The following is a 15,982-nucleotide window of genomic DNA, read 5'->3' on the forward strand; positions in this document are numbered from 1 at the left end:
GCCACTACGCTAGTTCATCCCCCTGACGCGTCGAGCTTTCGGTCTGGCCGCCGGCCTCCGCCAGGAGCATGCGGTGCGAGGGGATGGCGAGGAACGAGCGCCGCAGTCCCTCGTCCTGGATCTTCCCCGCCCACTCCTGGAGTTGACGGTGGGCCGTCTCCAAAACGCGGGCCGCGCGGGTGTCCTCCTGGTCCTGGAGGACGCGGAAGCACGTGAGCCACATCCAGAAGGGCTCCTCCACGCCCTGGAGCCGGCCCTGTTCCAGGTGCGCGAGGAGCTCCTCGGCGTATCCGAGGGCCTGCTGCCGCTCGCCGGCCGCCAGCGCGACGGAGGCCAGGCCCGCGATGGACTCCATCTCCAGGTGCCGCATCCGCGTCTCCACCCGGATTCCACGGGCCTGCTGGAAGGACTCGCGGGCCTCGGACAGGCGCTCCAGGGCGAGCAGTGCGTGGCCCCGGGCCATCCAGGCATAGCCCTGGTTGCGGGGGCTGCCAATCTCCTGGGCGATGCGCAGGGCCAGCTCCGCGCTCTCGAGCGCGGTGGGCTCGTCTCCCAGGTGGTGGTGGACGAGCGCCAGCGTGCATCGGTCCACGCACTCCCAGAAGCGGTAACCGATGACGCGGCTGAACTGGAGGGTCTGCTCGAGCTCGGCCCTGGCTCCGGCGAAGTCGCCCAGGCTCTTGCGCACGTACCCCAGGTGCCGCATGGCGGAGAACTCCAGCCAGCGGTTGCCCATGGCCCGGCAGAAGGGGAGCACCCGGAGGATGTATCCGAGGCTCGGCCCCAGCTCTCCCATCTCGTTGAGCGTCGCGCTGAGGTTGAGGAGGCTCTCCACCTCCAGCTGCTCGAGCCGCGCGGATTCGGCGAGCGCCAGGCTGCGCTCGAACTGCGTCCGGGCACCCTCGAAGTCGCCCTGGTGGTAGCGCAGGATGCGTCCCCAGCGTAGGTGGCCGAGCGCCTCGCTGGCCACGTCTCCCGTCTGCTGGGCCAGCCGGATGGCCTTGCGCACCGCCTCCACGCCCTCGGCGATCTCTCCAATCTCCGTGGCGTAGAGGGCACGGCGCAGGGCCACCTCGGTCTGCCGCCGCTCGTCGGCGAGCAGCTCGGCCAGCGCCTCCATCAGCTCCAGGTCCAACCGCTGTGCCTGCCGCTCGCCGAGCACGCCGTGGACCTTCTCGAGCGCGGCCACGATGGCGTAGCGCTCGGGGAGGTCCGCCTCGGACGTCACGTCCAGGGCCCGGTCCAGGAAGGCGCGCGCCTCCGCGTTGGCGAAGAGGGACAGGGCCTCCTCACCCGCGCGCCGCAGGTAGACGGCGGCCCGGGCCGCCTGACCGGAGGCCTCCAGGTGGTCCGCGATGAGCCCGAGGTGCTCCCGGGAGCGCTCGCCCCCGCGAGCCAGCAGCCACTCGGCGATGCGTCCGTGGAAGGCGCGCCGCTCGCGCTTGAGCACCGTGTCGTAGGTGACCTCGCGCACGATGGCGTGCTTGAAGATGTACTCGCGCGTCCCGGAGAAGGCGGGGGTGGACTGCTCGAAGATGAGCTCGCGCTCCTGGAGGGCGGCCAGGGCCTGGTGGACGGGGATGGTGGGCTCCTCGCCCTGTCCCATGCGCTCGAGCGCCTCGTCCCAGAAGAGGCGTCCCACCACCGAGGCGCGCTGGAGGATTTCGCGCTCGTGGGCGGGGAGGCTGTCCAGGCGGGCCTGGAGGACGCCGCTCAACGTGGAGGGCACCTTGAGCGAGGTGAGCCGGCCGGGCTCGACGCGCCAGTGCTCGCCCTCGGCGAGGATGACGCCCTCCTCGAGCAGCATCTGGATGAGCTCCTCGAGGTAGAAGGGGTTGCCCTCGGCGCGGGAGACGACGAGCTCGTGGAGGGCCGGGGGAATGGCCTCCACCTTGCGCAGCAGCTCCGCCACGAGCACCCGGCTGTCCTGCTGGGAGAGCGGCCGCAGCTCAAGCCGGGTGTGGTGGGGGGCGGTGGCCCACCGCGGGCGCCGCTCGAAGAACTCCGGCCGCGCGGTGCACAGCACGAGCAGCCGCTCCGGGGCGAGCGTCTGGAGCAGTCGCTCCAGCAAGTCCAGGGCGCTGTCATCCGCCCAGTGGACGTCCTCCAGGAAGAGGACCATGGGCTCGCGGCTCAGCAGGGCGCGGAAGTACTCGCTGAGGGCGGCGAGGCCGCGGGCGCGCAGGCCCTGCTCGTCCAGGGGCGTGCCCTTGAGCAGGGGGCTGTCGCTGAAGTCGAAGCCGATGAGCGAGCCGGCGAGGTGGGCGCGGTAGCGGCTGGAGGTCTCCGGGCCGAGCGCCTCGAAGAAGCTCTCCTCCAGGCGGGCGCGCACCACGCTGGGCAGGTCGCTCTCCTGCACCTGGAGGTGGAAGGAGAAGAGATCTCTGAGCAGGGCATTGGGGTGCCTGCGCATCTCCGGGCTGGCGCGGCCGCGCAGACAGCGGGGCGGCGAGGGCAGGGACTCGAGCCACGTCTCGAACTCGCCGAGCAGCCGGGACTTGCCGATGCCCGCCTCGCCGGTGAGGGTGACGCGCTGGCACCCGTCGCCGGAGAGCGCCGCGGACAGGGCGGAGCGCAGCTGACGCGACTCCTCCTCGCGTCCCACCAGGCGGGCCCAGATGCCGTCCAGGCCGCGGCCCTGGCGCTGGAAGGAGCGCGGCCGGGCCGCCGTCACCCGGTACACCTGGAGCGGCTCCTGCTTGCCCTTGAGCCGCAGGGGCTGCTGGGGCTCCACATCGAAGGCGCCGCCCACGTGGCGGTGCGTGGCGTGGGAGATGAGGATGCCGCCCTCGGGGGCGGCCTGCTCCAGGCGGCTGGCGGTGTTGACGGTGTCGCCCATCACCGTGAGCTCGCCGAGCGTGCCCACCACGCCCAGGAGGACGGGGCCGGTGTGGATGCCGATGCGCATGCGCAGGCCCTCGGGGGGGCCGGCCAGGAAGGAGTCGAGCTGGGCCTGGATGTCCAGGGCGGCGTGGAGGGCCTGCTCGGCGTCGTCCTCGCGCGCGCCGTCCGCGCCCCAGAGCGCCATCACGGCGTCGCCGATGTGTTTGTCGATGCGGCCCCCGTGCCGGACGATGGCGGCGTCCACGCGCGCCCAGAGCTGGTTCATCAGCTCGCTGACGTCCTCGGGGTCCATCTGCTCGCTCAGGGAGGTGAAGCCACACAGGTCGCCGAAGAGGACCGTGACGTGCCGGCGCTCCAGGGGGACGCGGGAGGCGAGGGCCGCGAGCCGGGCGCGCAAGACCGCCAGGGCGGCCTCGGTGGCCTCGGGGCCCAGCGTGGGGCGCTGGGCCTCCAGCAGGGCCATGGCCTGCTCGAGCAGGTGGCGTTCTTTGCTCATCGTCCTCCCGGAGCCGGTAGGGGCCGTATTCCACCACATGAGTGGCGATCGACCCACCACCATAACGGCGGGGCTCCGGGGTGTGCCACCTACACGGAGTGAGGAGCGTCAGCGCGCCGGCTTGAGGCCCGCGGGGGCCGAGTCGATGCGGAAGACGGGGTAGAGGTTGAAGCGGATGTCGTGGGCGGGGTGGCGCTCGTAGAAGAAGCGCATGCGGGCGCGCGGGTTGCGAGCGAACTCCGGGTCTTTCAGCTTCTCGTCCCAGGCGGCCTTCACGGCGGCGTCGCGGGCGAGCAGCTCACGGGCGAAGGGCTCCAGCACGTAGTCCTCGACGTACTCCTTCTGCTCGAAGTGGTTGTTGAAGAAGCCCCAGGCGAGCAGCGAGTCCGGCCCGAGCGGCTCGAGCAGGTGCGCCAGCAGGGGGACATTCGTCTGGGCGGCGGGGACGTAGAGGGTGCCTGCGGGGAGCGGCTGCGTCTCCTTCGTCCACTGGCCCTTCACGGAGAGGCCCTGGTGGCCCTCGACGGAGCCGGGGCGGAACTTCGCCTCGGTGGCGCGGAACACCTCCACGGGGGCGGAGGGGATGTCCTGGCCGAGCCGCTGGAAGCGCAGGCCGTGCGTGGTGAGCTTCTCCGCCACCCAGCCCGCGTGGGCGGGGGGAATGAGGTAGCCGCCCGAGGGCATCGAGGCGGTGAGGCCGGGGCGGAGCTCCTCGTAATAGGGGAGGGTCCACACCTGGGGCTTCGAGTCGTCGTAGCGGATCCACGGCTGGGTGGTGAGCTCGGAGGGGGTGCGCTCGTAGGCGTAGCCGCGGAAGGCGATGGGGCGGCTCTTGTCGGTGTTGTCCCAGGTGAGCACCACCTCGCGGACCTTGCCGGAGGTGGCCTCGGTGTCGGCGGCCTTCACGGCGGACAGGAGGGCCTGGGCATCGCGGGCGGTGAGGCGCAGCAGGCCCTCGAGCACGTGGCGCGTGGTGGCCACGCGGTGGGCGTAGGGCTTCCAGGAGTGGGTCTCCACCAGCACGCCGTAGCGCCGGTGGGCGGCCCAGTACTGGTGGCTGAAGCGCGGGGGCGACACGCCGTAGGTCACCCCCGAGGCGGGGTCATCGTTCTCGCGGAAGGAGGGGTAGAAGGGGAGGGGCAGGTGCTGCTTGGACTCCAGCTCGGTGAAGAGCTCCTCGCGCAGTCTGGTGCCGAGGGTGCGCATCGTCTCCGGGCCCACCACCTGGGGCTCCATCTGCACGCTGACGTCGTGCTCGAATTTGGCGCCGTCGGTGACGTGCAGGTCCACGTAGAAGAGCGGGTCCCAGGCGTGCAGCAGCTCGAGCAGCGCCACCATCTCGGGGGCATCGGCCTTCACGTAGTCGCGGTTGAGGTTGAGGTTCTGCCCGGTGACGCGCCAGCCCATCTGCTCGGGGCCCACCTGGTTGGGGCGGTGGTTGGGGCCGAAGCGCTCGTGGCCATCCACGTTGAAGACGGGGACGAAGACGGCCGTCACCTGCTTGAGCACGCCCGGCAGCGCCTTGCCGTCGAGCAGGTCGCGCAGCAGCCAGAAGCCGGCGTCCTTGCCATCGATTTCACCGGCGTGGATGCCGCCCTGGAAGAGGACGACGGGGCGGCCCTTCTTCGCGGCGGCGGCGGGGGAGAGGGTGCCATCCGCGCTGGCCACGAGGGCGAGCATGGGGCGGCCCTCGGGGGTGGTGCCGAAGGTGTCGCAGCGCACCTTGCCGGGGTAGCGCCGGGGGAAGGCGCGGCAGAGGGACTCCACCTCCGCGTAGCGGCCGGTGCGAGTCCAACCACTCTGCTCGGCGACGGTGGTGAGGGGAGCCTGGTGGAGGGTGAGGGCGAGGAGGACGGGCAGGAGCATGTCACTCCCCCTCACAGCACACCGGCCGTACTCCCTCAACCCTGGAGCGTCATCCCGCGCGACGCACGGAGAGGCTTTCTCCCACGGCGAGTACGTGGAGCGGCTCGCGGGGCAGCTGGCGGCGGCTCCACTCGGCGTCCAGGCGCTGGGGCGGCTCGTCCAGGGGCTCGTCGGTGAGCTTGAAGGTGCCCCAGTGCATGGCGAGGAAGTGCCGGGCCCCGAGGTCCTCGTAGGCCCGCACCGCCTGCTCGGGGTTCATGTGCTGCTTCTCCATGAACCAGCCCGGGTCATACGCGCCAATGGGCAGCATGGCCGCGTCCAGCCCGGGGAAGCGCCGGCCAATCTCCTGGAAGCCGTCGAAGTACGCGGTGTCACCCGAGTGGTAGACGCACGCGCTGGAGCCCTCCACCACGAAGCCGCCCCAGAGCGTCTCGTTGACGTCGTTGAGGCCGCGGCGGCTCCAGTGCTGGGCGGGGACGAAGTGCACCGTCACCGGGCCCACCTTCGTGGCGCCCCACCAGTCCAGCTCGGTGACGGGCGGCGAGCCGGAGCGGAAGTAGCGTGCCATGCCCAGGCCGCTGACGACGGGCGCGCCCACCTGGAGCACGGTGGGCATGTCCAGGTGATCATAGTGGTTGTGCGAGACCAGGGAGGCGGCGATGGGGGGCAGCTTCTCCATCGGCACGCCCGGGTCCACGTTGCGGCGGATGAAGCCGGTGATGCTGTCGCGCAGGGCGGGGTCGATGAGCAGCGACACGCCGTCGAGCTGCACCAGCCAGCTCGCGTGGCCCAGCCAGGTGAGTCGCGCACCCTCGCCCGCGGCGGGAGGCGTGGCCAGCGCGGCGAGGTCCGGTTCCACACGGCGCACGGGCGCGGTGTCCGGGCTCTTGCGGCGCTTGCCCGCCAGCTTGTCTCCCACGGCCCACTTGAAGACGTTGCCGAGCGGGTGGGGGAGGCTGCCATCCAGGTTCTTGAAACGCGCTGCCATGACGCTCTCCCGAGGGCCCGGGCGAGGGGGTGGGCCCGGAGCCTGTCTTGTCCCGGCGCTGGCCTCGGATGCAAGGGCGATGTGGGAACGCATGTGCCCACTCCGGGTACCGGAGGACTGTCGGGTGGGGACAACGGGGGAGTCCCTTCTTCCGCCTGCTGACAGATGAGGGGGTTTCCCCCATGCGCGGGCGCTCGGCGATGAAGACAAATTCCCACCGTGGGTAGGGGAAGGAAGGGTTGGAGGCGTCATGCGACTCGGTCGCTTGCTGGTGGTGGTGTGGGTGTGGGGTGGGGCGCTGTTCCAGGTGGGTTGCAGCGGGTGTGGAGATCCCCCTGTCACCTACGGTCTGCCGGGCGGCCCGGGCGAGCTCTGCGCCGACGGTCTGCGCAACGGGGACGAGCTGGACGTGGATTGCGGTGGGAGCTGCCAGCCGTGCGTCGGCCGCGATGACACGTCCGGACCCTCGGGCTGCACGGAGAGTGCGTGTGCGGCGCCCACGTGCACGGACGGGGTGAAGAACGGCTCGGAGACGGGCGTGGACTGCGGCGGTGGGTGCCCCGCGTGCGCCGAGGGCGAGAGCTGTGGCGGGGACACGGACTGCTCGTCCTCCCTCCTCTGCCTCGAGAGCGTGTGCGCGCGGTGCCGGGAGGACGCGCACTGTGGGGCGGGCTTCGCGTGCCGGGCGGGTGTCTGCGTGGAGGACGACTTCGCGCCGAGGGTGCAGATGGCCTTCCTGCCGGGCAGCACGGTGCTTCGCGTGCGCTTCTCCGAGCCCATGGTGCGGGACGAGTCCGCCGCCAGCATGCTCAACCCCGACAACTACTGTGTGGAGCTGACGGACGAGACGCCTCACGAGTGCACGCCCTCGGATGCCTTCTGGCTGGGCACCGAGCTCTCCCTGGTGGACCCCAACACCGTCGACATCCAGCTTCCCTTCGCGCCGGGCAATGGCCGCTACACCGTGCATGTGTCCGGCGTGGTGGACCGCGCGGCCAATGGGTTGGGCTCGCCGCGGCACGCGGACTTCGAGGTGGGAGCGCCGCTGCGCCTCATGAGCGCCACCACGCTGGTGCGCGACCGGGTCGTGCTCACCTTCTCCCGTCCCATGCAGGCCGGGCCGGATGTCCCGGGGAGCGCCGGTTGCTCCTCGTCCGCCACCTGTGCCTCGCGCTACCAGCTGACGGGGGCCAGCGCGCTGGGCGCCGTGCTCTCCGCGCGGGTGCTCGCGCCTCCGCGAGACAACGAGGTGCTCCTCACCCACGCGTCCGCGCAGCGCGGCGGGCAGTACACCGTCCGCGCCGCGGAGCTTCAATCCGTGTGGGGCGAGCGCCTGGGGGCCTCGCCGCTGGACCGCGTCACCTTCACCGGTTTCGGCCCGCTCGTGAGCACGTGGCAGGACGGGCCGGTGCAGGTGGACCCGTTCGCGGACGGCGTCTCCGCCACCTCGGCCGTCGCGTACCGGGGCCGCATGTACCTGGGCCCCAATGCGGACGGCACGCGCGCGGTGGGCATGGACCAGGACGGCGTGCGGCCGGATGACCTGGCCTTCCGCTTCCGCAAGGACACGCAGAAGCTCGCCGGCTCGCGCAGCTCCAACGCGGCGGGTGCGCCCTTCCCGTCCATCGGCTTCGCCGGCTGCCGGGAGAACTCGTACCAGTGCGGCCCGGACAACGAGGATGGCCGCGCCCGCTTCGCCGCCGGCTCCTTCGGCGCCACCGAGTGGTTGATGATGAGCGGGAGCCGGAGTGGGGGCGGGCTCGACTACGTGTACATGTCCCGGGATGACGACGCGACGCTGGACATGAAGTACGTGGACCTGGGCCAGGCGTTGGAGGGGATGTCGGCGCGGAGCTTCTCCGCCCTGGGCATCCTCGAGGGCCGGACGTACCTGGGGGTTCCCCTCAGTGGGGACGCGCGCCGGCCCGGGCTGCTCGCGCTCCTGCGCGCTCCGGCGGAGACGGCCGAGGGCCTGGAGGCGAGGAGCAATGGCACCGGGGCGTGCAATCCCGCGTCACATGACGTGTGCAACCTGGCGGCGCACCGGATGCCAGGAATTGGCGCGGCGGGCTCTCCGGCCAACCCCGCGCGCACGGTGGGCATCGACTTCGTGGGCGAGTTCAACGGCAAGCTCTACCTGGGGAACAACGGAGGCCTCGTCCGGGCCACCGTCCAGCGGCCGCTGGACTACGAGAGCTCGCCCGCGCACTGGGTGTCCATCACCCCGAGCGCCCCGGAGTACCGCGCGAAGCAATCGCTCACCACGGACAAGGACATGGACCTGGAGCCGTCGGACCGGGCCTGGTCGCGGATGGCTGTCTTCAACGGCCACGTGTACCTGGGGCGTAACACCCCCGAGGGCCCGCAGCTGTGGCGGTGCGACCCCGAGCGCGTCTCCGGTCCCGCGCCGGCCACCGCCTATGACTGCGACGCGGGGGACTGGGTGCTGGTCGCTGGCAACGGTAAGGGGGATGGGCAGCTCAGCCAGTTCGACAACCCGCGCAACACGCGGCTGACGCTGCTGGCCATCAACCGCGGCTACTTGTACGTGGGCTTCGACAACGCGGTGGACGGGGCGGTGGTGTACCGCTCGGCGGTGGAGGTGCCGGCGAGCCGCTCGGACTTCACGGGCCAGGGCGGGTGTGTGGCGTCCACGGCGGGTTGCGCGGGCCTGGGAGGCAACGGCTTCGGCCAGCCCTCGGTGAACACGCGGCTCGGAGACGCCGTCACCCTGGTCGATGGGGAGCGCGGCTTCCTCTATGTCCCGGTGAGTGGAGGCCCGGGGACGCCCGTGCGCCTCTACCGCCAGCAGGACTGAGGGCTCGCTCTCGGCGGCGGGTTCGCTTCCCGCCGCTTCCACTCCGTATCTCCTGGAAAGGACTCTGCTTTCCGGGAAGCTGTAGCAAGGGATGTAGCAAAGCCCCGGTCGCCATCGGGCGAGCCGGGGTTTTCGGCCGAAGCTGCGAGGGGCAGCCGGACGAACTGGCCGCGCTTGTGGCGCTGCACCTTGAGCTTCGCCACCTCAGCGCAGAGGGCCTCCCACCGGAACGTAAGGTGCACACCAGGGGCAGGCGCAAGGACTCCCATCCGTCCTATACCCTCAGCCTGGAGAGCTTGCCCGTGCTATGCTTCGGTCAATGTCTCGCTCCATCAATGCACATTGGGTGCTACCTGGTCCATCCGTACCTTACCTCATTGTCTCGTGGCATAACGGGGCAGCCAGGGGCCTCAGTGGCCATGTGCCTTCTTCCTCCGTGTTGAGGCAGCTGGATGTATGGCTCAAGTCTCGCAGGCCGCTCCTCTTGGAAATACACGAAGCACTGGGAGGTCGCTCACCCAAAGCATCTCTTGGTCCTGGTAGCGCGAAGGACAATGAGCAGCTCAAAAAGTGCATTGCCGACGCCTTCTTGTCGGGCAAGCTCGTCGCCATAGAGGTCCCGGTCGGCGAGCAAAGAGAGCAGCAGGGGGAAGGGCCCCTCACGCCCCAGGGCGTCGCCTCCCAGAGCAGGCCTGGCACAGTGTTCCAGAAGCAGGCGGCCAGTACGTCTCCGAAGGGGGCTTCCGGTACAGCCCCTAGGAAGACCGCTCAGTATGCGAATCCAGCGGCTGAAGCCGTCACCATCACATTTGAGGTGATAAAAGCAGGCAAGAACCCCAATCTTCGCGCAGGCACTCTCTTGCTCTCATTCCAAGCCAATGGAGTGAATGTCATGAGACTTGTCTTGCCATATGGAGATGCAGCGAAGTTCGTTGGGCTCAAGTGGTCTACCTCGCTCCCGCACGACCCTCGCAAGCCTCTGGTGGTCGTTGGGAGTTGCTCTCTGGATGCAGCGGTGAGCACGCCGACCGGACTCTCCAATAGCAGTCAGCTTTCTATCAAGGATACGCTGACTCCTGGCCCCAAGGGAGGGCTTCCGAATCGAACGCGCGACCTCTCCACCGCAGATGTGACGGTGAGATATTCGGTCAAGAGCATCCCCCTGGAGACCTTCCAGTCTCTGCCTGGATTATCGGTGAGGCTCTCCGCGGGCGGACAACCCCTGAAGGACTTCCACCATCAGGTGGTGTTGGTGAAGGACGGGGTCGTGACTGTCATCGCCAGACCCAAGGAGGCCAGCAAGGAAAGGCACGAACTGTCAGTGTCGAGCCTTCCTGCAACCTATCATGGGCGTGGCTATGCCAGAGGGTACACCCCCGTTGAATATGACGTGCTCACCACGGAGGGACGTCATGAGGTGCACCTGCCCCTGAAGAAAGAGACCCTCTATCGGCTCGTCACGGGGCAGAACGCCTACGCAGTTGTAGCGGTCGAGCCCGACCAGGGACCTGTAGTACAGCAGGAGGGCGAACTGCCCTTGATGACCCAGCAAGAGTTGGACGAGCTGCTGGCAAGGCAAGGCATCTTCCAGATAGATGCGTCGGTCCTTCAAGGATGGATGAGCCGCATGGGGAGCCCTCCTATCAGTGAGAGGGCCCTGCCAAAGGCATTCTCGACGGAGCCTGGGTCGCTCAATGGCATCCAGTGGCGGGGCACCCTGGGGGAAATCTATACGCAGAACCGGCCACAGGGCCTGATGCTGCAGGACTTGAACAGGACAGTTCAGAACAACTTTCCCATCTTCGATTTCAGACAACCCGGTGACGGGAATCTGGTCTCTGTCAAGACGAGCGTCCGGAGTCAGGTTCCCCAGAACCGTGCGCAAATGACGGAGTTTTTCAGTACCTACCTGAACGGCTTGAATGACTTGATTGGAGGCAGCCCGAACAAGACCCGGCTGGCTGCGAACCAGCTTTATCCCAACCTGACGCCAGCGCAAGCCCAGGCCCTGTTCGCGAGCAAGGGCCACATTGCAGTGAACGCGGACCACGCCGCTCCGCTCCGCGAGTTGTTGGCGGACCCTGCCTCCTACCAGACGGCCAACATCTGCCAGCGGCTCGCGGACGCGTACTTTCGCCTCAACCCGGTTATCATCAATGGGAGGACCCTGGCGTCCTGGCAGTCGCTTCAGAACGAGTTGAGCAACCCGGCGATCACACAAGCCGTCCGGCAACAGATAACTGACGCGTTGAACCGGTTTTATGCCTGGACTGGAGAGAAGATTGGCAGCAACGGCGTGACGACCGCGCACTTGCGCAACCTGCAGTCATTCCGAAACAGCATCACCCAGAACTACCCTGGAATGACCTCTCCGCAGATCGAGGCGTGGCTCTTCCCGGAGCTACTGCTGGCCACCAAGCATGGAGGCGGCATGCCGGGGCACCTCAGGGCAATGGGGAGCATGGGAGCCCGGGGAGGGATTGGCGGCTCGTTGATGGCCATCGTCATGGAGTCAGGACTCATCCTCTATGATCCAAAGGCTCGGCAAGACCCGCTACAGGACCTCTTCAGGACGGGCGTGGCCGGCGGTTTCGCGGGAGTGACCGAGGGAATGGTCAGCTCTGGTTTCAATTCCACTGTGGGGAGCAACATCTCACGCTCCATGGTGGGCCGAGGCTTGTCCCCCTCCTTGTCAACAGCGGCTGGCCGGGGCCTGGGCGGTTCGTTGGCCGGCGGGGTTGCCGCACCGGTCTTCGAGTTGAGCAGTATGGCGCTCGACGAACAGGCGCACACCCGTGAGGATTATGTTGCACGCGGCACGAGGGCCTTCGTGTCGGGTTCGCTCAGTGCGGCGGTTTCAGCAGGTGTCGTGGGGGCCATCTGGGGTTCAGAGGTCCCCATTGCCGGCAACATCGTCGGCTTCATCATCGGCTTTGGTGGGTACTTGCTGGTGGATTCGCTCTTCGGGGACGATGTAGAGGAAGCGGTGCGGGATGAGCTGGACTGAAGGAAGCTCGGGCTTGAGACCGGAGCGCACGAGGAGGCTGTCTCCACGGGCAGGACGCGGCTGGCTCTGGTGGGGATTGCCCTTGACCTGGGGAGCGGTTTTCGCCGCGCTGGCCCTGCTTGAGTTGCACCTTGCCCGGGTCCAGATAGGACACCCGGGGAGACCACGTTGGGCCTTCGTGGCGGTGGCAGCTGGGGGCGTTGCCGGCTTGGTGATGTACTTCGTCTCTCTCTGGCGGGAACAGCCGTCCAAGGCCCAGCGGGTAGCGCTGCATGCGTTGATTCACGATCCGCGGGGAGCCGTGGGCGCCGTGGTCGTCATTCAGGATGGCAGACCGGTGGTCATCGCCACCATCTGCTCGCTGGATGAATATGAAGCGCTCCTAGCTAGCGGTCGTCTCCCAGCGGAGCACCAGCTCTATCTACCTGACGATTACCTCCCCGGAGGCCAGCCCCCTCGTGGGACATAGGGTCTAGCGGAGGATGGCATCGGCCACTCCGACAGCTCCGAGGGTGTGCACCTTTAGTGGAGCATCAGCCGCAGCCAGCCCACCGCCTTGCGACGAGGACGCTATCCAGGGGCGCATAGCGACTCGCGAAAGCGAGCCTGCCCTGGACAGCACCGTAGGCGCGGGCATGCGAGGTAGGGAGAGCTACACCGAACTCAGGGGGTTAGCGTTAGTGGCGTGAGGGGGGGCGTTTCCGCTGTCGCTCTACACTCGCCCGCCAGCATCAGCTCGGAGCAATGTCGGGACCAAGCCAATAGTAGACTCAAGAGTCGGTGTCATTAGGGGGCCTTTGCCGGACGGCTTGCCGCTCTCGATGGGTAACGGGTCCAAGGGGACCAAAAAAGGACCGAACCGAACGGACGCGCCTGGACTCGTCCGGACAGATGGGCGCCTCATTTTCAGAGGGGAAACGGGGGGATGCCTCTGGGTCCGAGTGGTGGCGGATCAGTCCCCAGCGGGTTCGATTCCCGCCGCTTCCAAGAGAGGTTGCCCGCTTCGTAAGCCTGAATTGTCTACTCGGAATCCTCCCCTGATTCGTCTTCCTCCACCTCTTCGTCTTCAAGAGGTGCGCTCATGAACGTCAGCCTTCCTGGCAATTGAACGACCATGAAACCCTTGCCGGCGATTCTGACGCGCTCGGCGTCCTTCGCGTTTCCACGGGCAAGCCATTTGTCTGCATCCTCCCGTGTTGCGAATTCATGGGAGACCTCGAGCTTGAATGAGGGATCGAAGAACTCTTTATAGAATCTGCGGAAGTCACCCTCTTTCCGGATGTGGCGAGGGTAGACCAATGCGATCTGCGCGAGCTCGATGATGTCCCTCTCCGGGGAGCCCTCCGGATGCTTTTGGCTGATGGCGTTGAGAGCGCCAAGGATTGCGTCCGTGTCGAAGTCTGGAATGTAGGGCATGGTCGCGTCGAGCCTTTTGCGGTTGTTTTCCAGGTGCAAAATCTGGCTTAGATGGGAACGAGAAAGAGCGCGCCGCCGACTATCGCAATGACAAATCCTACTCCGGCCACGACCACATGGGTTCCTGGCGGCGCCTCGGGTGTGTGTTCCCTGAGCCAGTCGAGCGCTTCGTTGATGTTTGGGAATTGAAGCTTCTTGTTCTGCGACTCCTGCCGCTCCAGTTCCTCCATTCGCTTGACGCAATCCATGAATTCGTTGAGGCACTTCGTGGTGCAGTGCTCCTTGTGCTTGCCAGAGTGCTTCGGTATGGATGGGATCTCTGGCTTGCGCCTCATGCACTTGGTGTAGCACTGCTTTTGTAGCTCGTTACAGTAGGCCTCGGCTCCAGCGCCTCCGATCCCGCGTGCATCTTCTTGAAAGTCGATGCTGTTTGCGTCCTCGGCGATCAGATACATCCTGCGCTCGGGCTCCTGTGTGTGGGCGCATCCGAGGTTTGCCACCGCAACTGCCGTCAGCAGCGCCATCAATCGCGTTAGACCTGCTGGGTGCATTGCCTTGTCCCTCAGTGCCTCGCTGAGCCTGGGCGTATGCCTCAACCCGGGTCAATGGAGCTTGGGCTCGTGAGGCCACCAGTGTGCGCTAGGCGAAGCTCGGGGCCGTAGGGGGGGCACCAGCGCCCAGCAGCCGAGGTCTGTACTTCGGGGCAACGGTGCTCGTGCCCGGGGAGCCGCCAGGCCGGGCAGGCGAGGGCTTGGCGGCTTCGATTCCCGCCGCTTGCACGCCTCAATCCTTGTCGTCCGAGGGGGCCTTCGCCGCGACCGGCCGGATGCTGAACGGCACGTCGACGTAGGAGTCGAGGGTGTTCAGCACCCGGGCCATGACGGTTGGCCGCTCTCCTCGAGCCAGGGCCAGCCGCAGCTGGGCCTGATGCCAGGCGGTGACGGAGCGGAGCCTGGGCGGGGTGAGGTGGATGGCCCGGCGCATCGTGCTCTTCAGGAGCTTCCACGCGCGCTGCTGTCCCGGCCCCCAGGCCAGCCCGTACGCCTGGCGCCAGCGCTCCGGAAGGAGGCCGGCGGTGAGCACCTCATCGAGCTGTCCCCGGGTGAAGGGCGAATTGAAGAGCAGGCTCGCCAGCTCGCGCGCCGTGTCTCCCACGCGCAGCGTCTCCCCCGCCAGCTGCTCGTGGTACCACGCGTAGAAGTCCTCGAGCGTGGGCGGCATCTGCTCCGGCAGGAGCCCGAACTGCGCCGCGGCGAGCCGCGTCTCCTGGTAATACCGGCGCTTCTCCTCGAGGCTGAGCGGCCGGACGAAGGTCTCGAAGACCTCGAGGGCGCCGTCGATGAGGGTGGCGAGCACCCACCGCAGCAGCGAAGGATCGTTCGCGCGATAGCGGCCGTCGCTCTGTGCACCGGGGCCGGCCGGAAGTGAGCCGTAGATGCGGCTGTGGAGGCTGTGGACCCGCTTCGCGGCGCCCATGGCCTCGCGGAGGCCACCGAAGACGAGCTGGTACATCGCCGTATAGGTGCGCCGCGCACGGCCGAGCAGGTCGGTCCGGAAGTTGCTGTTCTGGGAGACACCGGCGGCCACTGCCGGATGGGCGATCTGCAGCAGGATGGCGCGCAATCCACCGAGGAGGATCACCGGCTCCCGGTAGATGACCCAGGTCATGCTGTCGGGGCCGTAGATGCCCTCGAGCTCGCCCGCCGCGTGCTCCCGCAGGTAGTCGAGACACTTGCGGAAATGCTCGCTGTCCTGGCTGAGCTGTTGCTGCATTTCCGGTGGCATCGACCGCCACATCGAGTTCGCCTTCATCCCACGACTCTACTCCATGGCGTCGTGCCGGGGAGGACACCCTCCTCGGACGCGTCTCAGGCCGCCCGCGCCGCGAGCGCCCGCAGCACGTCCGCGGTGTCCACCACGCGGCCGAACTCGGTCGCCAGGGTGGTCAGATGCACACGGTGCATGGTGTCCGCGTCGAACAGGGTGCCATCGGGTGCCCGCTGCGCCCAGGTGTGGCAGGCATCCCCCACCACCACCAGCTCGAAGCCGAGGTTGGCCGCCATGCGTGCGGTGGTGGAGACGCACATGTCCGTGGCGATGCCGAAGAGGACGACCTGCCGCACGCCGGCCTCGTGCAGGCGCGCCTCCAGGTCCGTGCCGATGAAGGCGCTGTTCACGCTCTTGGTGAGCAGCGGCTCGCCAGCGAGCGGCTCGAAGCCCGGCTTGAGCGCGTTGCCCGGCTGCCCCGGGCGCAGCAGCGAGGTGGGCGAGGCGCTGTCATGGCGCACGATGACGAGCGGCCGTCCGGAGCGCCGCCAGGCGGCGAGGAGCTGGCGTCCGTTCGCTTCCATGTGGGGGTTGTTGCGGGGGCCCCAGGAGGGGTCGTCGAAGCCCTGCTGCACGTCGATGGAGATGAGCGCCGCGCGGTCGTGGAGTTCCATGTGCTTGCTCCCGTGGGGGGTGAAGCGGCACCCTAGGAAGGACGGCCGCCGGTCGACAGGTGGCGGAGTGCCGCTCCACCGGCGGAATGCCGGTGGGCACCGGGGA

Annotated in this window: 9 protein-coding genes; 2 read left to right on the forward strand and 7 right to left on the reverse strand. The window is 68.0% G+C overall.

The window, feature by feature from the left end; all coding sequences use genetic code 11:
- Window positions 1–4 precede the first annotated feature (4 nt).
- From AC16DP_RS48430 to AC16DP_RS48440, 3 genes are all read right to left on the reverse strand, one after another.
- The gene (locus AC16DP_RS48430; protein WP_329728876.1) at window positions 5–3,340 is read right to left on the reverse strand and encodes an ATP-binding protein; all 3,336 of its coding nucleotides are present in this window, start codon (window positions 3,338–3,340) and stop codon (window positions 5–7) included.
- Window positions 3,341–3,448: 108 nt separating this feature from the next.
- Window positions 3,449–5,206 (reverse strand): M14 family zinc carboxypeptidase, encoded by a 1,758-nt coding sequence (locus tag AC16DP_RS48435; protein WP_329728877.1) that lies wholly within the window; start codon window positions 5,204–5,206, stop codon window positions 3,449–3,451.
- Between the two features lie 49 nt (window positions 5,207–5,255).
- Window positions 5,256–6,194, reverse strand: coding sequence for an MBL fold metallo-hydrolase (locus AC16DP_RS48440; RefSeq protein WP_329728878.1), 939 nt, complete (start codon window positions 6,192–6,194; stop codon window positions 5,256–5,258).
- Between the two features lie 250 nt (window positions 6,195–6,444).
- Here AC16DP_RS48440 and AC16DP_RS48445 point away from each other — a divergent pair, with 250 nt between their 5' ends.
- Window positions 6,445–9,012, forward strand: coding sequence for a dickkopf-related protein (locus AC16DP_RS48445; protein WP_329728879.1), 2,568 nt, complete (start codon window positions 6,445–6,447; stop codon window positions 9,010–9,012).
- A gap of 1,015 nt (window positions 9,013–10,027) precedes the next feature.
- Window positions 10,028–12,019 (forward strand): hypothetical protein, encoded by a 1,992-nt coding sequence (locus AC16DP_RS48450; RefSeq protein WP_329728880.1) that lies wholly within the window; start codon window positions 10,028–10,030, stop codon window positions 12,017–12,019.
- A 1,020-nt stretch (window positions 12,020–13,039) separates the two neighbouring features.
- Here the strand turns inward: AC16DP_RS48450 and AC16DP_RS48455 are convergent.
- The 4 genes from AC16DP_RS48455 to AC16DP_RS48470 form a co-directional block, all read right to left on the reverse strand.
- Window positions 13,040–13,435, reverse strand: coding sequence for a hypothetical protein (locus AC16DP_RS48455; protein ID WP_329728881.1), 396 nt, complete (start codon window positions 13,433–13,435; stop codon window positions 13,040–13,042).
- Window positions 13,436–13,482: 47 nt separating this feature from the next.
- Window positions 13,483–13,959: a hypothetical protein gene (locus AC16DP_RS48460; protein WP_329728882.1), complete on the reverse strand. Its 477-nt coding sequence runs from the start codon at window positions 13,957–13,959 to the stop codon at window positions 13,483–13,485.
- A gap of 259 nt (window positions 13,960–14,218) precedes the next feature.
- Window positions 14,219–15,208 carry an oxygenase MpaB family protein gene (locus AC16DP_RS48465; RefSeq protein WP_329728883.1) on the reverse strand — a complete coding sequence of 330 codons (990 nt, stop codon included), beginning with the start codon at window positions 15,206–15,208 and terminating at the stop codon, window positions 14,219–14,221.
- Window positions 15,209–15,303: 95 nt separating this feature from the next.
- Window positions 15,304–15,876 carry a cysteine hydrolase family protein gene (locus AC16DP_RS48470; RefSeq protein WP_329728884.1) on the reverse strand — a complete coding sequence of 191 codons (573 nt, stop codon included), beginning with the start codon at window positions 15,874–15,876 and terminating at the stop codon, window positions 15,304–15,306.
- Window positions 15,877–15,982 lie beyond the last annotated feature (106 nt).

Source organism: Archangium sp. (assembly GCF_057119385.1).

Bases quoted from the DNA above. Each gene is read 5' to 3' on its own strand.
- AC16DP_RS48455 (WP_329728881.1), bottom strand. From the start codon at position 13,435: ATGCCCTACATTCCAGACTTCGACACGGACGCAATCCTTGGCGCTCTC.
- AC16DP_RS48440 (WP_329728878.1), bottom strand. From the start codon at position 6,194: ATGGCAGCGCGTTTCAAGAACCTGGATGGCAGCCTCCCCCACCCGCTC.
- AC16DP_RS48435 (WP_329728877.1), bottom strand. From the start codon at position 5,206: ATGCTCCTGCCCGTCCTCCTCGCCCTCACCCTCCACCAGGCTCCCCTC.
- AC16DP_RS48430 (WP_329728876.1), bottom strand. From the start codon at position 3,340: ATGAGCAAAGAACGCCACCTGCTCGAGCAGGCCATGGCCCTGCTGGAG.
- AC16DP_RS48465 (WP_329728883.1), bottom strand. From the start codon at position 15,208: ATGCAGCAACAGCTCAGCCAGGACAGCGAGCATTTCCGCAAGTGTCTC.
- AC16DP_RS48460 (WP_329728882.1), bottom strand. From the start codon at position 13,959: ATGGCGCTGCTGACGGCAGTTGCGGTGGCAAACCTCGGATGCGCCCAC.
- AC16DP_RS48445 (WP_329728879.1), top strand. From the start codon at position 6,445: ATGCGACTCGGTCGCTTGCTGGTGGTGGTGTGGGTGTGGGGTGGGGCG.
- AC16DP_RS48470 (WP_329728884.1), bottom strand. From the start codon at position 15,876: ATGGAACTCCACGACCGCGCGGCGCTCATCTCCATCGACGTGCAGCAG.